The following is a 19532-nucleotide window of genomic DNA, read 5'->3' as shown; positions in this document are numbered from 1 at the left end:
CCGGCGGGCTCTGCCCCCTCGGCAGCGCAAACTCCCCGAGGGTATTTCTCGTCTGGAAGAAGCGCGGGCGTGCGGGCCGCGACGGGGGTCAACTCAGCTGGTCTAGGCGCGCGCGCAGGTGTTCGAGCACATGCACGCGGATCGCCGAGGCAAGGCCCGCCTCGACACCACGTCCGGCGTCTATCTCGGTGGCGAGCGCGTTCAGGGTCTTGCCCTCGGCCTCGGCAAGGCGTCGGAACTCGTCCCAGAACGGCGTCTCCAGCGACACAGATGTGCGGTGACCACGGATGGTGAGAGAGTGCTTGACCGGGCGGCCCGTCATGTCTCGGGCTTCTCGTCGCCCGGAGCGTCCAGCCGGTGACCCTCGAGCGCGCGCGCGGATTTCGCGGCCTCGGCGGCCTCGTGCTGCTTCTCGGCCTTGCTGCGTCCGTGGCGCGCGGAATTCTCGTCGGCCTGCGCGCGTTTCTCGGCGCGGGCGCGGTCCTTGCGGAAGCGGTTGAGGTTGATCACGTTGGTCATGGCTGGGAAGAATAGCGTGGCGCCGCAGAGCGGCAATGGCCAAGGCGGAAAAGCCGGGCAGGGTGGAGCGGCTTGGCGCGGCGCGCAGAAAAACGGGGCCACGCGGGCCCCGTTCTCGATCTCGTTCAGGGAGGGATCAGCCCTTCGGGCCGATCATGTCCTCGGGGCGCACGATGCGGTCGAAGGTTTCCTCGTCGACGAAGCCGAGGGCGATCGCCTCTTCCTTCAGCGTGGTGCCGTTCTTATGCGCGGTCTTGGCGACCTTGGTGGCATTGTCGTAGCCAATGGTCGGCGCCAGCGCCGTCACCAGCATCAGCGATTCCTTCATCAGCTTTTCGATGCGCGCGGTGTTGGCCTGCGTGCCGACCACCATGTTGTCGGTGAAGGCCGAGGCGCTGTCGCCGAGCAGCTGCATGGACTGCAGCACGTTGTAGCTCATCATCGGGTTGTAGACGTTGAGCTCGAAGTGACCCTGGCTGCCGGCGAAGCCGACGGCGGCGTCATTGCCCATGACATGGGCGCAGACCATGGTCAGCGCTTCTGCCTGGGTCGGGTTGACCTTACCGGGCATGATCGACGAGCCGGGCTCGTTTTCCGGCAGGATCAGCTCGCCCAGACCCGAGCGCGGGCCGGAGCCCAGCAGGCGCATGTCGTTGGCGATCTTGAACAGCGAGGCCGCCACGGTCTTCAGCGCGCCCGAGAACATCACCATCGCGTCATGCGCGGCGAGCGCCTCGAACTTGTTGGGGGCGGTGACGAAGGGCAGGTCGGTGATCTCGGCCATGTTCTTCGCGACCATCTCGGCCCAGCCCTTCTGGGTGTTGAGCCCGGTGCCCACGGCGGTGCCGCCCTGCGCCAGCTCGTAGATGTCGCCGAGGCAGGCCTCGACCCGCTCGATGCCCTTTTTCACCTGATGCGCATAGCCGCCGAATTCCTGGCCCAGCGTCAGCGGGGTGGCATCCTGCGTGTGGGTGCGGCCGATCTTGATGATGTCCTTGAACTCTTCGGACTTCGCCTCGAGCGCGGCGTGCAGCTTGCGCAGGCCGGGCAGAAGCACGTCACGTGCCTGCATGGCGATGCCCACGTGCATTGCGGTCGGGAAGGTGTCGTTGGACGACTGGCCCATGTTGCAGTGATCGTTCGGGTGCACAGGCTTTTTAGAGCCCATCTCGCCGCCCAGCATCTCGATGGCGCGGTTGCTGATCACCTCGTTGGCGTTCATGTTCGACTGGGTGCCCGAGCCGGTCTGCCAGACCACCAGCGGGAAGTTGTCGTCGAACTTGCCCTCGATGACCTCACCGGCGGCGGCAATGATCGCGTCGGCGACCTCGGCCTCCATGGTCCCCAGTTCCTTGTTGGCCATGGCGCAGGCCTTTTTCACCACGCCGAGCGCGCGGATGATCGGAACCGGCTGCTTCTCCCAGCCGATGGGAAAGTTCATGATCGACCGCTGGGTCTGTGCGCCCCAGTACTTGTCGGCGGGAACCTCGAGCGGGCCGAAGCTGTCGGTCTCGGTGCGGGTGTTGGCCATCTGTGCCTCCTGCAAAGCATACCATTGTGTGCCGTTTAGCCGCCTCCCGGTCCGGGGGCAACGGGCAAGCGGCGGGCAATCCGGCTGTTAGCGCCACGAAAACGCGGGTTTGGGGCCTCCCGGACCTGGAGGCAGAAATGCCAACGCGCCGGGACCCGTGGGCACCGGCGCGCTGGACTTGGACCTAGGCAGGGGCAGCGGCAGGGGCGCAGAGGGCCCCGCCGGCTCACTTGCGGAAAGAATCGAGGCGCACGACCTCGGCATCCTGCTTGACCGTTTCGCGCGGTCCGTCGTCCGGGCCACCCTCGGGCGGGGTCGGCTCGTCGTCGTCGTCATCCTCTTCCTCGTGGGTCTCGAAGCGCAGACCGAATTCCACCGACGGATCGACAAAGGTCTTGATCGCGTCATAGGGGATATAGAGCCGCTCGGGCGCATCGCCGAAGTTCAGCGTGACGGTAAAGCCGTCCTCGGTGACCTCGAGGTCTTCGTACCAATGCTGCATGACCACGGTCATCTCGCCCGGGTAGCGGTCCGAGAGCCAGTCGGCCAGTTCCACGTCGGGGTGCTGGGTGTCGAAGGTGATGAAGAAGTGGTGATCGCCCGGAAGACCGGTCTCCTGGACCCCTGCGAGCACGTCGTTGATGAGCCCGCGCATGGCGCGGTGCATGAGATTGCCATAGTCGATGCCGCCGGGCATTGGCTGCTCCTCGTCGCTTTCTTTTCACCATATTAGATTTGGCGGCGAGGAAAAGGGGACATGATGGAAAAATACCATGGGTGCGCTATTTCATGAAAATTGTAATTTTAATAATTGGTTAGCGCGTAGGATGCGGTTGCCGTGAGGGCAAGGGTCAGCGGCACCGAGCGGCGCAGCGGGCCTAGCAGCAGCGCCGCCAGAAGCGTCAGGCCGAGCGCGGCGGGTTGCAGGCTTTGCAGCACGGGCAGCTCCGGGGCGAGCGGGCCGAGGTGCGGGATCCGGGTCTCGGCAAAGAGCACGTGCAGCGCGAACCACAGCGCCAGATTCGCCACCACGCCGAGCACCGCGGCGGTGATCGCCTCAAGCGCCGCCTGGAGCCGGGGGCGTGCGAGCAGCCGCTCGAGATGCGGGGCAAAGGCGAAGATCCACAGGAAGCAGGGGATGAAGGTGACCCAAAGCACCATGCCGCCCGCCGCCAGTGCCATGGGCCAGCCCCCCGCGGCGAAGCCGGTGATCATGCCGACGAACTGCGTCACCAGGATCAGCGGACCGGGGGTGGTCTCGGCCAGACCCAGCGCATCGGCCATCTGCGCGGCCTCGAGCCAGCCGCGGGCGGTCACCGCCTCCTGCGCCAGCCAAGCCAGCACCGCGTAGGCGCCGCCGAAAGAGAAGACCGCCAGCTTGGAAAAGAGCATGCCGATGTCATAGAGGAGCGTCTGCCCGGCCAGCGCCGCGGCGATCATCGGCGCGAACCAGAGCGTCACCCAGAGCGGCCAGACCCAGAGCCGGTCGGTCACCGGGGCGGGAACGGGCTGCACCTCTAGGGCCGGTCCGGCGGGCTGGCCGAACCAGCCTGTCAGCGCGGCGCAGGCGATCACCACCGGAAAGGGCAGGTGCAGCACGTAGAGCGCAGCAAAGGCGGCGAGCGAGATCAGCAGCGCGCCGCGACGCCGCAGCACCTTGCGCCCGAGCTTGAGCAGCGCCTGTGCGACAAGCGCGATCACCGTGGCCTTGACGCCGAGCATCAGCCCGGCGACCTCGGGGCGGGTGCCGTAGCTGGAATAGGCCAGCGCCAGAACCGCGATCAGCACCGCGCCGGGCAGCACGAAGAGCCCGCCCGCCATCAGCCCGCCGAGGGTGCCGCGCAGCCGCCAGCCGATCCAGGTGGCAAGCTGCATGGCCTCGGGGCCGGGCAGCAGCATGCAGAACGAGAGGGCCTGCAGGTATTGCCGCTCGTTGAGCCACTGACGCTCCTCGACGATTTCGCGGTGCAGCAGGGCGATCTGCGCGGCGGGGCCGCCGAAGCTGAGCAGCCCGATCCGCAGGAAGGTCATGAATATCTGGGAAAAAGTTGCCATAGCAGGCATGTGCACCGGCACCCGTGACGTTTTCATGACGCGCTCAGCCGAGGATCTGCGCGATCTCGCGCAGGATTTTTCGGCGCAGGGTCTCGGCATATGCGCGGTGGCTGCGCGCGGTCATCACGAAGCCGTCGCGGGTGATCAGCACTTGCCGGTAGTAGTTGCTGACTGGCAGGCCGCTGCCCGGACCCTCGATGGCCAGCCCGTTGATCGTCACCCCCATGCGCTCGGCCCGCACCCGCGCCGCCGACGCCGGGGGGCCGGAATTCGGAGTGCCGTCGCCCGACACGTCGATCACCCGCCGCTTGCAGGGCGGGGCGCGCTCGATGGCGTCGAGCGCCGCGCCGAGGGCCGCGCCGGGCGCGGTGTCCGACAAGACAAAAGCGCGCTCCATGGCGCCGGCGGCAGCGGCGAATCCCGCAAGATCGGCGGGCTCGGCAATCTCGGTCCAGCCCAGCATGAGCGCCTGGTCGCCGGGGCCGGACCATTGCAGGACGGCGAGGGCGACGCGGTCCTCGACCATGATCGCGGCGATCTCTGGGTCGGCCAGGGCAAGGGCAAGACCCTCGGTCTGGATGGCGTATTCGGAAGGATCGATGGAGTTGGAGACATCCATGGCCAGCAGCAGCGCGGTCTCGCAGGCGTGGAGCCTCGGCGCGCAAAGCGCTGCGAGCAGGGCGATACTGACAACGGACACCGGGGCCATGCCGGTCATGCTGACAGGCGGTCACCCTTCGGTCAATCACGCCGAAATGCGCTGGCCGAATGTCGCGGATAGAGGGGGGAGAGAAGTGCAGGTTTCTGTTGCCAGGTACCTGCGAACCCCGCCTTAAGCTGCTAGGCCCAAGGGCTTAATTTTCGGTTTTTCGGACTGCTTACGCAGCCAGAGCAACCGGAGCACGATTGTTGTTGGCAACTATGCTTTATGAACCGATAACGGTGGTATCTCACCGGGACAAAGCTACATCTTTACGCGTTCGTCGATCCTATTTCGGCCCCATGAACCCCCAACAAGGGTTTATTGGTGGAGCCGCCGGGTACCGCCCCCGGGTCCGATCCGTTTATTACATGCGCGTTTATGCCCATAGTCCCTTGCGGAACAAGACTGATATAGGACGGGGCCGCGCGGCTTTCAATGGGGGATCTGCGCAGCGGTGCCTAGGTTGGCTCCGGCGGGCGCAGGGGCCGGGTCAGGCGAAGGTGGAACACTTGGCGAGGTCCGTCCCTTCTAGGCCGAGCTTGGCCAGCGCCGGGCCCGCATCGCGATAGACATGGATCCGGAAGGGAAAGCGCGGGCCGAGCACCTGCTGGGCCATCCAGGCGATGCCGAAGGAGAGATCGGAGGGGGCGTAGTACACGATATCCATGCGCGGGTTCTCGAAGGCGCCGGTTTCCGAGAGGTAACCGCTAAAGCGCTGCAGGTCCTCGAAATCGCCCGTGTAGGTCGTGACCCCGGAATTGTCGACGAGTATCGCATATTCGGAGCACCACTCGGGCGAAGCAATGAGCGCCGATACTATTTCGAAGCAGTCGTCGATGTGGGCGGCGCCGGAAAATTTCAAAAATGCCAAGCGGTGCTCGGCATAAACCTTGAAATGTCCTGGCATATTGTCTCTCCCGAAGACGAGGAAAAAGGGGGTGAGCCTTTGAGTCGTTTCCTATGTCCGGAAGCCGGTGTCAAATGGTATGTCGCCTATGCGACACTTGCGGCAGCATGACCCAACGGAAGCGGAATCACTCCGTGTTTTCCAGCAATTGAGCGAAGCTGCGTTCGGCCAGGCCCAAAAGCGTCAGGCAGCCGATTTCGCTCTGCTGCACCCGCGCCACGACGCTGTCGAGCCCGTCCCACGAATTGATGGCCAGCTTGCTGAGTTGGAAACTCAGCGGAGTGGGGGCGAAATAGAGCAGGAGCGTGGCATTCTCGCCTCCAAAGAATGCCTCGGCCTTCAGGGCTTGCACTTTCATCAGCTCGAGATAGTCGCTGTCCCAGCCGGTCAGCCGGGACAGGTCCACGAGCTGCTTTTGTCCGCGGCGGTAATCGGGATGCGACAGGTAGTCTCCGAGAGCCCGGGTCGTGTCGGTCAAGCTGGCGCGACCTTCATATCGCACATAGACAAGACCGTGAGTCCTAAGAATGCGGAAGCTGACGGACATTTCCCACCGATAGACATGAGGCTTGGGGGATGGTTGCGGTGAGGTTTCGTTAACGTCAATGGTAAATTTTGAATGTATATTTTAGCGGTGAACCCTCCGCCCGCGCGTGCAGATGGGCCGCCCGGAAGAGTCCGGACGGCCCGCGTTTCAACCAAAGGTCTCGCTCTTTTAGGCCGGACCAGGCGCCGGGGTCAGTCCATGGCCTTGAAGTTGAACTCGCCGCCTTCCTTGATGCCCGAGAACCAGCGCGCCGTGACGGTCTTGGTCTTGGTGTAGAAGCGGAAGGCGTCGGGGCCGTACTGGTTGAGATCGCCGAAGGCCGATTTCTTCCAGCCGCCGAAGGTGTGGTAGCTCAGCGGCACCGGGATCGGGAAGTTGATGCCGACCATGCCGACGTTGACCCGGTGCGCGAAGTCGCGCGCGGTGTCACCATCGGCGGTGTAGATCGCCGTGCCGTTGCCATAGGGGTTGTCGATCACCAGCTCGAGCGCTTCCTCGTAGGAGTCCGCGCGGACCGTGCTCAGCACCGGGCCGAAGATCTCTTCGCGATAGATGTCCATGTCGGGCGTGACGTTGTCAAAGAGCGACGGGCCGACGAAGAAACCGTCCTCGTATCCCTGCAGCGAGAAGTCGCGGCCGTCGATGACTAGCTTGGCGCCCTGTTCGACACCCGACGTCACGAGGCCGTTGATCCGCTCCTTCGCGGCGGCGGTGATGACCGGGCCGTAGTCCACGTCTTCGCCGGCGGTGTAGGGGCCGACCTTCAGTTTCTCCACGCGCGGCACCAGCTTCTCGATCAGCGCATCGGCGGTTTCCGCGCCGACCGGCACGGCCACCGAGATCGCCATGCAGCGCTCGCCCGCGGCGCCGTAACCGGCACCCACCAGCGCGTCGGCGGCCTTGTCGAGGTCGGCGTCGGGCATGATGATCATGTGGTTCTTTGCGCCGCCGAAGCACTGCGCGCGCTTGCCGTTGGTGGCGGCGCGGCCGTAGATGTACTGTGCGATCGGGGTCGAGCCGACAAAGCCCACGGCCTGCACGGTCTCGTTGTCGAGGATTGCGTCGACCACTTCCTTGTCGCCGTTGATCACCTGCAGCACGCCCTCGGGCAGGCCGGCCTCGGTGATCAGCTCGGCCAGACGCAGCGAGGTCGAAGGGCAGCGCTCGGAGGGCTTGAGGATCATCGCGTTGCCGGAGGCCAACGCCGGGGCCATCTTCCACAGCGGGATCATCGCCGGGAAGTTGAACGGGGTGATGCCCGCGACCACGCCGAGCGGCTGGCGCATGGAGTAGAGGTCGATGCCCGGGCCACCATCATCGGTGAACTCACCCTTGAGCATGTGCGGCGCGCCCATGCAGACCTCGACCACCTCGAGACCGCGCTGCACGTCGCCGCGCCCGTCGGGCAGGGTCTTGCCGTGTTCGCGCGAAACCAGCTCGGCGAGCTCGTCCATGTGCTCGTTGATCAGCTGGCCGAACTTCATCATGACGCGGGCGCGGCGCTGCGGGTTGGTCGCGCCCCAGGCCTTCTGCGCCTCGGCGGCCTTGGCCACCGCGGCGTTCAGCTCTTCGACGGTCGCCAGCGGCACCTTGGCCTGAACCTCGCCGGTGGCGGGGTTGAAGATGTCGGTGAAGCGGCCCGAGGTGCCCTTCACATGCGTGCCGTTGATGAAATGGGTCAGTTCCTGCATTGCAGCCTCCTATATGTTGAGCAGCACAGTAGCCTTGCGGAAATGCAGGCGACAGGGGTAATTCAACAAAGAGGTTTTGCAAAAATATAGGTGCGCGATGCGCGAGAACTGGGACGACCTGCGGATTTTTCTTGCCGTGGCGCGGGGCGAGAGCCTCTCGGCGGCGGGGCGGGTGCTGCGCATGGACCCGGCCACGGTCGGGCGGCGCGTCGCACGGCTCGAGCAGGCGCTGGGGCATCCGCTCTTCGCCAAGTCGCCGCAGGGCTACACGCTCTCCGAGGCAGGCGCTCGGCTGCTGGTCCACGCCGAGAGCGCCGAGCAGGCGCTGGGGCAGGGCGCGCAGGCGCTCATGGGCTCGTCCGAGGGGTTTGCCGGGCAGATTCGTATTGGTGCGCCCGACGGCTGCGCCAACTTCCTGCTGCCACAGGTCTGCGCCAAGATCGCCGAGGCCAACCCCGGGCTCGACCTGCAGATCGTCTCGCTGCCGCGCGTGGTGAACCTGTCGCGGCGCGAGGCGGACATGGCGATCGCCGTTTCGGCGCCCACGGCGGGGCGGCTGGTGGTGCAGAAGATCTCGGACTACCGTCTGCATCTCGCGGCCTCGGAGCAGTATCTCGCGCAGCACCCGCCGATCCGCTCCCGCGCTGACCTGCAGCGGCACCGCATCGTCGGCTACATCCCCGACATGATTTTCGACCGCGAGCTCGACTATCTTGCCGATCTCGGCCTCGACCGTGTGCGTCTCGCCTCTAACTCGGTGGCCGTGCAGTTCCACTGGCTGCGGCTCGGCGCGGGGCTGGGGATCGTGCACGATTTCGCGTTGCCCGCGGCGCGGGGCCTGTGCCGGGTGCTGCCCGAAGAGGTCTCGCTCACCCGCAGTTTCTACCTGGTACGCCATGCCGACGACCGGCGTCACGCGCGGCTTAACGGACTCGCAGCGCTTCTCGCCGACTCTGTCCGGCGCGAACTCGCGGCGCTCGAAGCGGCGGCCTGATGCCGGGCAGTCTTCGGTTGGGCGTCAAACGGCGGGGTGCGGGATCGACCGGATGTCGGTGTTGACAGAAGTTCGCGCGGGGCGGACGCTAGGGAATGTGAGCAGCGCTTAGGAGGAAAGCCGCATGCAGGTACAACAGATTCTCAAGGACAAGTCCGACGACGGCGTGGTCACCGTCACCCCCGGCAGCAGCGTTGGTGACGCCGCGCAGGTGCTGGCCGAACGCCGGATCGGCGGGGTGGTGATCTCGGAAGACGGGCAAACTCCGCTGGGGATCCTTTCAGAGCGCGACATCGTGCGCGCGCTGGCCGCGCAGGGCGCAAGCGTTCTGTCGCTGACCTGCGAGGATCTGATGACCCGCAAGCTGCAGGTCTGCACCCGCGACGAGGATACCAACGTCGTGCTCGCCCGGATGACCGAGGGCCGGTTCCGCCACATGCCCGTGGTTGAAGATGGCATGCTGGTCGGCATCATTTCGATCGGCGACGTGGTCAAGGCGCAGATCGCCGAACTCGCCATGGAGAAGGACGCCCTGCAGGGCATGATCATGGGGTTCTGAGCGGGGGCTGCGCTCGGGAACTGCCGGTTTCGGGGTTGCATTCCGGCACGCAATATCGTTGCGTGCGCCGGACCGCCCCGGCTGGCACTCCTGGAGGACCCTCATGCGCATCGGCCTTTATCCCGGCACCTTTGATCCGATCACGCTGGGCCATATGGACATCATTCGCCGCGCAGCGGCCTTGGTCGACAGGCTGGTGATCGGGGTCGCGATCAACCGCGACAAGGGGCCGCTCTTCACCCTCGAAGAGCGCGTGGCGATGATCGAGATGGAATGCGCGGAACTCTCGAAGGAGACGGGGACCGAAATCGTCCCGCATCCTTTCGAGAACCTGCTGATCGATTGCGCCCGCGACGTGGGGGCTCAGATCATCATCCGCGGGCTGCGCGCCGTGGCGGATTTCGAATACGAGTTCCAGATGGTGGGAATGAACCGCGCGCTCGACACCAGCATCGAGACGGTCTTCCTGATGGCCGAGGCCAAGCACCAGGCGATTGCTTCCAAGTTGGTGAAGGAGATCGCGCGGCTTGACGGTGACGTGAGCAAATTCGTCACGCCCACCGTCAACGAAGCGCTTAAGATGCGCTTCGCGAAGGGCTGATCCGGGCGGATCAGCGGCCGTAGACGGCGGCGCGTGCGGTTTCTTCTTCGCGGCCGAGCAGGTCACAGTCGATGCGGGTGCGCATCGGCAGCGACATCAGCGCCTGATGGGTGCGGCGATAGGCGAAGCGGCGGGCGAAGCTGTCACGGACGGCATTGATGGCTTTGGTCATGGCTCTGTTCCATCTCATCGGGGGCACCTCCATCGGGAAGGCGCTGCGTTTGCGGTTGGCACTGGTTGAAAACTCTGGCGGACGTTTCCGTCTGCGTTGGCGCTAACCTAGGTCTTGCCGCGCTGCAGAACAATTGTCGGTTTCCCACACCCGCCTTGCGCTTTGTGCATGGCGACATGCAGCGCCACGGAAGGTGCAGGGCAAGCCTTTGTAAAGGATTGCCGATTAACCTTACCCCCAGATGAAAGGGGCGTGCCGCGCCCCGACGCAGCGCTGGAAAAGCCCGGCGCAAGCTGTGCCAGAAGGGAAACAGGCGATGGAAATCCCGCGTGACAGCGCCGGCTATGCCCGGCCCAATTTTCCAAGAAAATCCTCCGCACGGGCCGCGCCCTCGACCGGCTCGGCGGCGGCGGCGCACCGCCCGCTGCCGCCGCCGGTCCCGGTGACCACGCAGGTGTTGCCGCTCTCGATGCTGTCTGAGGTCCGGCCCCGCGGCCGGCCGGCGGGGCTGCTTGCGGAACGCGGATACGGCGCGGCGTTGGGAATCGTCCGGGAATGACGTCCACCGGCGCGTCGGCGCGCCACCGCTGCGCAAGCAAAAGGGCGGGGCCCGAAAGCCCCGCCCTGCAGTCTGGGATATTTCTGTCGGCTCCGGGCCGCGTCGCGTGGTCAGATGAGCTTGCCCATCGCCACGGCAGTGTCGGACATGCGGTTCGAGAAACCCCATTCGTTGTCGTACCACGACAGGATGCGCACCATCGTGCCCTCCATGACCTTGGTCTGATCGGTGTGGAAGATCGAGCTGTGCGGGTCGTGGTTGAAGTCGATCGAGACGTTCTTCTTGTCGGTGTATCCCAGGATACCGCTGAGCTTGCCATTGGCGGCGACGCGGATCGCGTCGTTGATCTCTTCGACGGTGGTCTCGCGCTCGGCTTCGAACACCAGATCGACAACCGAGACATTGGGCGTCGGCACGCGGATCGCCACGCCGTCGAGCTTGCCGTTGAGCTCGGGCAGAACCAGCCCCACGGCCTTGGCCGCGCCGGTCGAGGTCGGGATCATCGACATGGCCGCGGCGCGCGCGCGGTAGAGATCCTTGTGCATCGTGTCCAGCGTCGGCTGGTCGCCGGTGTAGCTGTGGATCGTGGTCATGAAGCCCTTCTTGATGCCAACGGTGTCGTTCAGAACCTTGGCGACGGGCGACAGGCAGTTGGTGGTGCAGGACGCGTTCGAGACGACGAGGTCATCCTTGGTCAGCGTGTCATCGTTCACCCCGTAGACGATGGTCTTGTCGGCCCCGGCCGAGGGGGCAGAGACCAGCACGCGGCTGGCGCCGTTCGCGAGGTGCGCGGCGGCCTTCTCGCGGTCGGTGAAGATGCCGGTGCATTCCATCACCACGTCCACATGCGCCCAGGGCAGGTCGGCGGGGTTGCGCTCGGCGCTCACCTTGATCGGGCCGCGGCCAACGTCGATCGTGTCGCCGGAGACGCTGACCTGGTGCGGGAAGCGTCCGTGCACGCTGTCGAACTGCAGCAGATGCGCGTTGGTTTCGACCGGGCCAAGGTCGTTGATCGCCACGACCTCGATGTCGGTGCGGCCGGATTCGATGATTGCGCGCAGCACGTTGCGCCCGATGCGGCCGAAGCCGTTGATCGCTACCTTGACGGTCATGATGTCTCCTCGCTGTCCGAGAGTCTGGGGTTGCCCAGAGGTCAACAGGATACGTCAGGCAAGTCAATACTTGGACTGTTAGCGCTCACCGCCAAAACGCCATCCAATCGAGCAGAATGAAAACCTTCCGGCCCAGGAACAGCAGGTGGCGGCTGTCGAAGAGCGTCACATCCAGCGCAATTGCAAGGATCAGAAGGGCTGCGAGCCAGACGGCGATGCGGTTGGTCATTTTGTCGTGATGCCAGAGACTTGACGCGATGTCATCTGCATTCTTGCGGGGGCGCGGCGGGGGGATCGGAACGCTCTGCGCCACTCATCAACTCCTCGATGAAGTGGCTCAGAAGCGCGCCGCGGCCCGACACGCCCGCCTTGCGGTAGATTGCATTGAGGTGCGATTTCACCGTCCCCTCTGCCGATCCGCGCAGCGCGGCGATCTCGGGGATGGTCAGACCCTTGAGCGTGAACATCGCCACGTCGCGTTCCGCGCCGGTCAGTTCCCAGGCCGAGAATTGCGCCTCGACGATTTCGTGGAAGGCGCCGGTGGCCAGCGAGACCTGCCGCGCGAGATGTGCATTGTGACGCAGCAGCCGCAGCAGGAAACGCAGCTCGACCCAGATCGCGGCGGCGAGACAGAGCACCATGCTGCCCTCGAGAAACGCCTCGGGGTCGGTCACCGGATTCCACCCGGCCTCGGAAGCGTCGAAGATCACGTCGACCACGAAGAAGGCCGTGCAGATCATCTGCACGGCGATCAACAGGGTGAGGATGAGCGGGCGTTCGGAGCTTTGCGGCGTCATGCCTCGATCTTTGCGTCATCCGGGACGCATTTGACACCCGTAACCATGGCCTTGGGCAGATTTACCCCGGTGCGGCGGCTTTCCCACAGCACTGCGCCGAGGTGCAGCATCACCGAGACCTCGGCCCAGGTTACCAGCGCTTCATGCAGGGTTTCGACCCATGCGATTCCCCAATAGGCGTCGGTGGTCATCATCACCCCGGTGGCGATGATGCCGCAGAGGGTGAGCAGCAGGTTGAAGATCATCAGCGCCCCAAGCGGCGTGTGCATGAGATGCACGCGGCGCCGTCCGGTGGCCATGTCGGTGATCTGCCGGATGAGGCCGGCGCGGGTGGGAAAGAAACTCGAGAAACGGGCCGAACGAGGGCCGGTGAAGCCCCAGATCAGCCGCAGCAGAATCAGCCCTCCGATGGTGTAGCCAACCCAGCGGTGCAGGGAGGATTCGGGGTCGTCGAAGAGCGCGTTGGCGGCAAAGAGGGTCACCAGGCTCCAATGGAAGATCCGCAGCAGCGGGTCCCAGACGAAATGTCGTGTCATGCGCTCGGGCATCGGGGCGGTCCTTGACGGGAAGGGTGGACAGATCAGGCGGCGCGGCCCCGCGCGGTGGCGGGGCCGGGCGGGCGTCAGTCGGTATTGCTGCGCACGATCTGCAGGGTCTGGTCGAGGTAGAGCTCGACCTTCTTGCCGTCCTTCATGGCATAGACCTCGATCATCCCGTCCTCGCTGTCGATGCGGCGGACCTCGTAGCCCTCGGCGGTGAGCTTCTCGCGCACCTGGGCCTGGGTCTGTTCGGGGATCTCGGGGGAGGCGAAGGCGGTGCCGGCGGTGAGAAGGGCGGCGACGAGGCCGGAGGTCAGAAGGCGGTAGGTCATCTATGGGTCTCCTGTAGGAAGGACGCGGGGCATCCGCGCCTCGAAGACCGATCTGACGTGGCCTTAGCGCCTCCGCCATGCCACTCGGGGGGCAGAAACCGCCCCCTGCAACTTTGGTTCAGATGAGTTTTCCGGTGGGGGACCTCAGGCGGTCCGGCGCCAGACGGCAACCCAGACCAGCGCAAGACCAAAGGAAATCAAGGCGTTCCAACTGGCCATCGACAGGCCCAAGAGCTGCCAGGCGACCTCGTCGCAGCGCACCAGCGGCGCGTTCATGATCTGGTTCAGAAGATCGTCCGTGGACATGCCGCCAACCGGCCCCGAGGTGCAGGTGGTCGGACCTTCCCACCAGCCGCGCTCGACGCCGGTGTGATAGACGCCGATGCCCGAGGTGGTCAGCGCCGCGAGCGCGCCGAGCAGCGGCAGGATGCGGGCGCGGAAGGCCAGCGCCAGGGCGCCGATCAGCACGGCCGCGGCGTGGGGCCAGCGCTGCAGGATGCACAGGTGGCAGGGCGCCAGCCCGCCGATGTACTGCGAGCCGATCGCGGCGAGCAGCACGGCGGCCGATCCGCCGGCGGCGATCAGGATGAGGAACTTGCGCAGGTCAGTCATGGCTCAGAGGTATTTCACCAAGAAGAAGCCGCCGGCGAGCAGCAGCACGAAAACAGTAAACACCAGGCCGAGCCGCTTTTCGATGAAATCGCGGATCGGCGCGCCAAAGGCCCGCAGCAGCCCCGCGACGATAAAGAATCGGAAGGCCCGGGCGATGACGGCGGTGGTGACGAAGACGCCCAGCGGCATCGCGGTCCAGCCCGACATGATGGTGATCACCTTGAACGGGAAGGGGGTGATTCCGGCGATCAGCACCGCCCAGAAGCCGACGCCGTTGAAGCGGGCGTTGAACGCCTCCATCGAGTCGGCTTTGCCGAGGGTCTCGAGGATCGGCCGGCCGATGCTGTCGAAGAAGAAGTGCCCGATGGCATAGCCGAAGAGCCCGCCGACCACCGAGGCAAGCGTGGCCACCAGCGCGATCAGCCAGGCCCGGCGCGGCGCCGCGAGGATCATCGGGATCATCAACACGTCAGGCGGGATCGGGAAGACCGAAGCTTCGATGAAGGAGACTGCCGCCAGGCCCCAGAGCGCCTTGGGGTGATCGGCAAGCGACATCGTCCAGTCGTAGAGGCGGCGCAGCATCGAAGGGCAGGTCTCCGGCGGTTGTTTGTATCGCAGGAAGCACGCGGGGCGGCGGTGTGCAACCCATTGAAGCGGCATTGGCTGTGACAGTTCCGTCAGTGCGGCATCACAGGTGACGATTGCCGCTTTACGCGGCGCGGCGTGGCGGATAAATCGGGGTCAGTGCCCAAGTGGCGGAATGGTAGACGCAGGGGATTCAAAATCCCCCGCCGCAAGGCGTGCCGGTTCGAGTCCGGCCTTGGGTACCAAGCTGAAATCACTCAGCTTTCCGCGATTTCCTTCTGCCAGAGCAGTCCACCAGAAATCGCCCGTTCACACACCCCGTTCACACATTCTCGTTTCGTTTTCGTTCTGTTCCGCATCACTCGCGGCGCTCCTGCGCCGTGCGCGAAAGCTTTTTGCGGTTCGCTCTGGCACGGTAATAGGCGACCATCTGAGCGCTCTGCCCGGTGACCGCTTGTATCTCGGCGTCGGAGGCGCCCGCCTCTGCGAGCTCGATGATCGCGAGCTTCCTCAGGCCGTGGAGAGTGTACTTCTGCGCCTGCTCGCCAAGCCCGTTCCTCCAGGTGCGGAATGATTTCTCGATCGCGTCATAGCCCACGGGCTCACGGATGTTTTTGGCCAGGATGTGTGCGCCGCGTTTTCGAATCCCGCCGACGAACGACCGGAGGCGGGGCGGGCAGAATACCGGGAACATCTCGTCCGCCTTCTCGTCCAGAACTTCCATCCAGTCTCCGCTGAACTGTTGATGCCGCATGCTGATGGCGGCGCTCGGTCGCTGGCCGGTGCCCCGGATGAGCTCCGCGGCGATCTGCACGTTCTCAGGAGCTGTCGCGAGCTTCTTCACCATCCAGTCGGGCCAAGCCTCATACTCCCGGGCGGGCTTGTACTTCGCGAGACCTGATGCCGGGTTCTTCCCGAGCGGCCAGTCGAGTTCCTTGTCGGCGTAGTTCCACAGCAGCGAAATCGTCTGAGCGTATCGCGCGGCCTTCCTCGGCGTGTCGGCCAGCTTTCCGAGCGCGACCCTGACCTGCTGCCGTGTGGTGTTCCGCATGTCCTTCCCGCCATTCTTCTCGAGGATCGCGTCCATCGGAAGCCGGTAGCTGCGCTTGGTGCCGTCCGCGAGCTTCTGTTGGATGGTGGGGTCGCTGCGCCAAGCGATGATGCATTCCCTCCAGGAGAACTGTGTGGGGCGCGCCTGCGCCTGATGCTGGCCCGCCTGCGCCAGCCAATAGAGGCGGTCGAGCTCCTGCGGATCTTCCTTCCAATCGAGCTTAATTTCCCGGCTCCGGCGCTTGCCGTCATCGGTCCACGTAACCCGGTGGTAGGGTTCCCACTTCCCGCGAACCCACCGCCATGTGAGGCGAGGTTTCGAGATGCGGGGCTTCGGCGTCTTCACAGTTCGAATTCCTCCTTTGGAAGGGCGGCGTTGCCCTTCAAGATGGCTTCGATCTGGTCGACGCGCCATCGCTTCATATCGCCAATGACGACTGGCGGGGGCAGTGCGCCCGCGTCGACCAAGGCGCGGAACTTGGCGGCGGGCATGTCGAGCATGCGTGCCGCATTGGTGTCCTTCACAGCAAGCTGAACGCTCATTCCTACGGATCCTCGCTGGTGGATTTGTTGGACTGGTAGAACCGCTGGATCGCGCGGCGGCGCGCTTTGGCGGCGGGGAGCCTCATCAGCATGTGGACCGGGCGGATCGCGGAGCAGATGATGACGAAGGCGGTTAGGAGGTCAGTCATGGTGACGAAGAGGCGACGGGCCGCTCTTGAGTAAGCGGCGCTTTAGTATTCATCGGCCTCAATGCTGCCACAGCCACAACAAGTTGTAGCTCCGCTTTCCGCAAGTTGTTGTCTGCAGGAATCTCGGCAACCGGAGGATGAGTCTTGTGGATTGCGATGACAAGTTGTCGCAGCCTGCGTGGAGTCCGTGAGTGGACTGACGCGCCCGCAGAGCTCTTGGTGCAGAAAGCCGGAATTGTCCCGGTATCGAGAGGGAGGGTAATAATATGAAACCATTGATTATGTTTTACCAGTTGCCCCGGTTTGGACATTTGCCCCATTCCGGGGCTTTTGGTGGCGAAGACGCTCAAGCCGCGACCTCCTGAACTTCGATCAGGTGCGCGCAGTTTGACCGTACCAGCGCTTCGGCCAAAGGTGGGCACACACTGTTCCCGACGCAGGAGACCTGCACGTCCTTCGGGAAGCTATTGAAGTCCCACTCGCCCTTGCTCTCGTGCCAGACGCCCTCGATCACGTAGTCGGCGGGGAAGCCCTGCGCGTTGAAGAGCTCGCGGGGGGTCAGCATCCGCATGCCCACGTCGACGATGATGAAGGGTGTGCCATCGATCTCGAGGGTGACGAACTCGCGGTCATCCCAGAGCCCGTGCTGGCGCAGCAGCTCGACCACCTGGCGGGCGCGGGGCGCGTGCGCCTCGTCGAAGGGCGGGGCGGCTAGCTCGGCCTGCACCGGGCCCATGCGGTCTTTGGTGGTGACCGTGTGCATCGGCTCATGTGCCGGGGCGCCGTCGCCGGTGCCGTAGTACTTGGCCAGCCATGCGGCGACAGGTGTCTGATGGCTGCCGGAACTTGTGACGGTCGAGATCGGCTCGCTGGCGGGACGGCCCGGGTGCACGCCCCGCAGGTCGTTGTTCTGCTGGGCGAGGTAGGCGGCGACCGGGTATTGCTTCACGCCGCCGGCGACGACGGTGTTCAGCGGCGCCGTGATGTCGAGCGCGCGGGGTGCCTGGCCTTTCCGCTCGCCGTTCCCGACGTGAATCATGGTCGCGGCGATCATGCTGTTCTGGTCTTTCTTGCTCGCGCAGATGGTGTGGTGTGGATCCTCGATCGACCGGCAGCGTCCGCCCTGCTGCGCATAGGTCAGCACAGGCGCCACGATGGCGCTGTGGTTGCCTTCGGCGCAGATGGTGGGGTGAGGCTGCGCGACGGGACCCATGCGGCGCGTCGTGCCCTTCAGGCTGGCCAGCAGGGGTGCTTGTTGATTTCCACCCAGAACTGACCCGGGAGAGCGCGTAATTTCCATTGAGATTTGACCCATGTGACCCTCCCCGCGACGCAGCTTGCAGCGGGGGATTCCGGAGTGATCCACATGGGACTTTTGAACGTCATCCGCCGCATGGCCTTGCGGGAAAAGCTACCGATCCGAGAGATCGCACGCCGAACCGGCCTGTCGCGGAACACCATCAAGAAATATCTGAGAGCAGGCACGATCGAGCCGAAGTTCAACGTTCCGGCTCGGTCGAGCAAGCTTGATCCCTACGCTGAAAAGCTCGCTGCGTGGCTGAAGACGGAGGCTGCAAAGTCACGCAAGCAGCGCCGAACCCTGAAGCAGTTGCATGGCGACCTCGTGGCACTCGGCTACACGGGGTCCTACAACCGGGTTGCGGCCTTCGCCCGAAAATGGCGGGTAGAACGCCAGCGCGAACAGCATACCACCGGGCGCGGCATCTTCGTCCCCTTGTCGTTCCGGCCCGGGGAGGCCTTCCAGTTCGACTGGAGCGAAGACTATGCGGTGCTTGGCGGAGAGCGCACGAAGTTGCAGGTCGCGCATATCAAGCTGTCTCACAGCCGCGCCTTCCTCGTCCGAGCCTATTTGCTGCAGACCCACGAGATGCTGTTCGATGCCCACTGGCACGGCTTCCGCGTCTTTGGCGGCGTTCCGGAGCGTGGGATCTACGACAACATGAAGACGGCGGTGGACCGGGTTGGCCGTGGCAAAGAGCGTCAGGTGAACATGCGCTTCCTGGCCATGGCAAACCACTACGTGTTCGAGCCGGAGTTCTGCAATCCGGCGGCGGGCTGGGAAAAGGGTCAGGTCGAAAAGAACGTCCAGGACGCCCGCCCGCGCTTATGGAACCCCATGCCGAACTTCCCCGACCTTGCTTCGCTGAACGCATGGCTGGAACGACGCTGCATGGAGTTCTGGCGCGACACCCCCCATGGCACCCTCGCGGGCAGCATCGCGGATGCCTGGGGCTCGGAGCAAGCGGCGCTCATGCAGCTGCCACCTGCCTTCGACGGCTTTGTCGAGCAGAGCAAGCGCGTGTCCCCGACCTGCTTGATCAGCTTCGAGCGCAATCGCTACAGCGTCCCCGCCTCCTTTGCCAATAGACCAGTCAGCCTCCGGATCTACCCCGATCGCCTCGTAGTCGCCGCGGAAGGGCAAATTCTGTGCGAGCACGATCGGCTGATCCAGAGGTCTCACCATCTGCCCGGCAGAACGATCTACGACTGGCGCCACTACCTGGCCGTCATCCAGCGAAAGCCCGGAGCCCTGCGCAATGGCGCCCCCTTCGTGGATCTGCCGCCCGCCTTCCGGCAATTGCAGAGCCAATTGCTACGACGGCCCGGGGGAGACCGGGAGATGGTCGATATCCTTGCCCTGGTCTTGCATCACGACGAGCAAGTGGTGCTGAACGCGGTCGAGCTGGCGCTCTCCGAGGGCGTCGCGACCAAGACCCACGTCCTGAATCTTCTGCACCGCCTGATCGACGGGAAGTCGACCGACGCTCCCTCCATCGACCCGCCGGGTGCCTTGGCCCTCAAGCGAGAGCCCCGGGCCAATGTGGAGCGCTATGACGAGCTGCGGCCTCGCGATGCTGGAGGCCGCCATGCGTCATGACCCAGCCAGCGGTGCCATCGTGATCATGCTGCGCAGCCTCAAGATGCACGGGATGGCTCAAGCCGTGACCGACCTG

The 19532-nt window shown here is 64.8% G+C and carries 26 protein-coding genes, 1 tRNA gene, 1 other RNA gene and 1 pseudogene; 7 read left to right on the top strand and 22 right to left on the bottom strand.

Features of this window, described 5'->3' with window-relative positions:
• Window positions 1–88: 88 nt before the first annotated feature.
• From G0Q01_RS00925 to G0Q01_RS00880, 10 genes are all read right to left on the bottom strand, one after another.
• Entirely contained in the window at window positions 89–322 is a 234-nt protein-coding gene (locus tag G0Q01_RS00925; RefSeq protein WP_108965703.1) for a ribbon-helix-helix domain-containing protein, read from the bottom strand.
• Window positions 319–519: a DUF4169 family protein gene (locus G0Q01_RS00920; protein ID WP_164196977.1), complete on the bottom strand. Its 201-nt coding sequence runs from the start codon at window positions 517–519 to the stop codon at window positions 319–321. The genes G0Q01_RS00925 and G0Q01_RS00920 overlap by 4 nt, the downstream gene beginning before the upstream one ends.
• Window positions 520–655: 136 nt before the next feature.
• Entirely contained in the window at window positions 656–2050 is a 1395-nt protein-coding gene (gene fumC / locus G0Q01_RS00915; protein ID WP_164196978.1) for a class II fumarate hydratase, read from the bottom strand.
• 226 nt (window positions 2051–2276) lie between these two features.
• On the bottom strand, window positions 2277–2747 hold the full coding sequence (locus G0Q01_RS00910; RefSeq protein WP_095883724.1) for an SspB family protein: 471 nt from the start codon (window positions 2745–2747) through the stop codon (window positions 2277–2279).
• A 107-nt stretch (window positions 2748–2854) separates the two neighbouring features.
• Window positions 2855–4141 (bottom strand): chromate efflux transporter, encoded by a 1287-nt coding sequence (chrA, locus tag G0Q01_RS00905; protein ID WP_235939436.1) that lies wholly within the window; start codon window positions 4139–4141, stop codon window positions 2855–2857.
• Between the two features lie 7 nt (window positions 4142–4148).
• Window positions 4149–4814 (bottom strand): DUF1194 domain-containing protein, encoded by a 666-nt coding sequence (locus G0Q01_RS00900; protein WP_164196979.1) that lies wholly within the window; start codon window positions 4812–4814, stop codon window positions 4149–4151.
• 84 nt (window positions 4815–4898) lie between these two features.
• Window positions 4899–5248: a transfer-messenger RNA gene (gene ssrA / locus G0Q01_RS00895) on the bottom strand.
• 50 nt (window positions 5249–5298) lie between these two features.
• Window positions 5299–5715 carry a hypothetical protein gene (locus tag G0Q01_RS00890; RefSeq protein ID WP_164212940.1) on the bottom strand — a complete coding sequence of 139 codons (417 nt, stop codon included), beginning with the start codon at window positions 5713–5715 and terminating at the stop codon, window positions 5299–5301.
• 127 nt (window positions 5716–5842) lie between these two features.
• Window positions 5843–6193, bottom strand: a complete 351-nt coding sequence (locus G0Q01_RS00885; protein ID WP_235939434.1) for a hypothetical protein — start codon at window positions 6191–6193, stop codon at window positions 5843–5845.
• Window positions 6194–6453: 260 nt separating this feature from the next.
• On the bottom strand, window positions 6454–7953 hold the full coding sequence (locus G0Q01_RS00880; protein ID WP_164196982.1) for a CoA-acylating methylmalonate-semialdehyde dehydrogenase: 1500 nt from the start codon (window positions 7951–7953) through the stop codon (window positions 6454–6456).
• A gap of 97 nt (window positions 7954–8050) precedes the next feature.
• Between G0Q01_RS00880 and G0Q01_RS00875 the strand changes: the two genes are divergently transcribed.
• The 3 genes from G0Q01_RS00875 to coaD all read left to right on the top strand — a co-directional run bounded on the left by G0Q01_RS00875 (window position 8051) and on the right by coaD (window position 10107).
• Complete coding sequence (locus tag G0Q01_RS00875) at window positions 8051–8947, top strand: LysR family transcriptional regulator (protein ID WP_164196983.1); 897 nt, start codon at window positions 8051–8053, stop codon at window positions 8945–8947.
• A gap of 124 nt (window positions 8948–9071) precedes the next feature.
• Window positions 9072–9506, top strand: coding sequence for a CBS domain-containing protein (locus G0Q01_RS00870; protein WP_108965686.1), 435 nt, complete (start codon window positions 9072–9074; stop codon window positions 9504–9506).
• 103 nt (window positions 9507–9609) lie between these two features.
• Entirely contained in the window at window positions 9610–10107 is a 498-nt protein-coding gene (gene coaD / locus G0Q01_RS00865; RefSeq protein WP_108965684.1) for a pantetheine-phosphate adenylyltransferase, read from the top strand.
• Between the two features lie 10 nt (window positions 10108–10117).
• Here the strand turns inward: coaD and G0Q01_RS00860 are convergent, their stop codons facing one another.
• The gene (locus tag G0Q01_RS00860) at window positions 10118–10279 is read right to left on the bottom strand and encodes a glyceraldehyde-3-phosphate dehydrogenase (RefSeq protein WP_108965682.1); all 162 of its coding nucleotides are present in this window, start codon (window positions 10277–10279) and stop codon (window positions 10118–10120) included.
• Between the two features lie 316 nt (window positions 10280–10595).
• On the opposite strand from G0Q01_RS00860, the gene G0Q01_RS00855 reads away from it, so the two are divergent.
• A complete protein-coding gene (locus G0Q01_RS00855; RefSeq protein WP_164196984.1) occupies window positions 10596–10838 on the top strand; it encodes a hypothetical protein in 243 nt (80 codons plus the stop codon).
• A gap of 110 nt (window positions 10839–10948) precedes the next feature.
• On the opposite strand, the gene gap is transcribed toward G0Q01_RS00855, so the two are convergent.
• From gap to G0Q01_RS00825, 7 genes are all read right to left on the bottom strand, one after another.
• A complete protein-coding gene (gene gap, locus G0Q01_RS00850; RefSeq protein ID WP_164212939.1) occupies window positions 10949–11950 on the bottom strand; it encodes a type I glyceraldehyde-3-phosphate dehydrogenase in 1002 nt (333 codons plus the stop codon).
• Window positions 11951–12035: 85 nt separating this feature from the next.
• The gene (locus tag G0Q01_RS26525) at window positions 12036–12179 is read right to left on the bottom strand and encodes a hypothetical protein (protein WP_193989021.1); all 144 of its coding nucleotides are present in this window, start codon (window positions 12177–12179) and stop codon (window positions 12036–12038) included.
• A 31-nt stretch (window positions 12180–12210) separates the two neighbouring features.
• Entirely contained in the window at window positions 12211–12747 is a 537-nt protein-coding gene (locus tag G0Q01_RS00845; RefSeq protein WP_164196986.1) for a helix-turn-helix transcriptional regulator, read from the bottom strand.
• Window positions 12744–13295, bottom strand: a complete 552-nt coding sequence (locus G0Q01_RS00840; RefSeq protein ID WP_370457303.1) for a cytochrome b/b6 domain-containing protein — start codon at window positions 13293–13295, stop codon at window positions 12744–12746. Before G0Q01_RS00840 ends, G0Q01_RS00845 begins: the two co-directional genes overlap by 4 nt.
• A 74-nt stretch (window positions 13296–13369) precedes the next feature.
• Window positions 13370–13618: a PepSY domain-containing protein gene (locus tag G0Q01_RS00835; RefSeq protein WP_164196987.1), complete on the bottom strand. Its 249-nt coding sequence runs from the start codon at window positions 13616–13618 to the stop codon at window positions 13370–13372.
• A 144-nt stretch (window positions 13619–13762) separates the two neighbouring features.
• Entirely contained in the window at window positions 13763–14230 is a 468-nt protein-coding gene (locus G0Q01_RS00830; RefSeq protein ID WP_164196988.1) for a disulfide bond formation protein B, read from the bottom strand.
• 3 nt (window positions 14231–14233) lie between these two features.
• Window positions 14234–14812 carry a YqaA family protein gene (locus tag G0Q01_RS00825; protein ID WP_164196989.1) on the bottom strand — a complete coding sequence of 193 codons (579 nt, stop codon included), beginning with the start codon at window positions 14810–14812 and terminating at the stop codon, window positions 14234–14236.
• A 164-nt stretch (window positions 14813–14976) separates the two neighbouring features.
• On the opposite strand from G0Q01_RS00825, the gene G0Q01_RS00820 reads away from it, so the two are divergent.
• Window positions 14977–15060: transfer RNA gene (locus tag G0Q01_RS00820), tRNA-Leu, on the top strand.
• Between the two features lie 113 nt (window positions 15061–15173).
• Here the strand turns inward: G0Q01_RS00820 and G0Q01_RS00815 are convergent.
• From G0Q01_RS00815 to G0Q01_RS00800, 4 genes are all read right to left on the bottom strand, one after another.
• A complete protein-coding gene (locus G0Q01_RS00815; RefSeq protein ID WP_164212938.1) occupies window positions 15174–16211 on the bottom strand; it encodes a hypothetical protein in 1038 nt (345 codons plus the stop codon).
• Window positions 16208–16408, bottom strand: coding sequence for a helix-turn-helix domain-containing protein (locus tag G0Q01_RS00810; protein WP_164212937.1), 201 nt, complete (start codon window positions 16406–16408; stop codon window positions 16208–16210). The genes G0Q01_RS00815 and G0Q01_RS00810 overlap by 4 nt, the downstream gene beginning before the upstream one ends.
• A gap of 2 nt (window positions 16409–16410) precedes the next feature.
• Window positions 16411–16557, bottom strand: a complete 147-nt coding sequence (locus G0Q01_RS00805; protein ID WP_164212936.1) for a hypothetical protein — start codon at window positions 16555–16557, stop codon at window positions 16411–16413.
• 346 nt (window positions 16558–16903) lie between these two features.
• Window positions 16904–17770 carry a DNA cytosine methyltransferase gene (locus G0Q01_RS00800; protein WP_235939424.1) on the bottom strand — a complete coding sequence of 289 codons (867 nt, stop codon included), beginning with the start codon at window positions 17768–17770 and terminating at the stop codon, window positions 16904–16906.
• Window positions 17771–17923: 153 nt separating this feature from the next.
• On the opposite strand from G0Q01_RS00800, the gene istA reads away from it, so the two are divergent.
• Both istA and G0Q01_RS00790 read left to right on the top strand, forming a co-directional pair.
• Complete coding sequence (gene istA, locus G0Q01_RS00795) at window positions 17924–19456, top strand: IS21 family transposase (protein ID WP_092431584.1); 1533 nt, start codon at window positions 17924–17926, stop codon at window positions 19454–19456.
• A pseudogene (locus G0Q01_RS00790) lies at window positions 19446–19532 on the top strand (ATP-binding protein); the annotation flags it as partial. The gene istA and the pseudogene G0Q01_RS00790, both read left to right, overlap by 11 nt.

The sequence above is a fragment of the Salipiger sp. PrR007 genome (genome assembly GCF_010499845.1).
In the GTDB taxonomy this organism is placed as follows: domain Bacteria; phylum Pseudomonadota; class Alphaproteobacteria; order Rhodobacterales; family Rhodobacteraceae; genus Salipiger; species Salipiger pacificus_A.
Note: the sequence above shows the minus strand (reverse complement) of the source record. Positions and strands in the feature narration are given on the sequence as shown.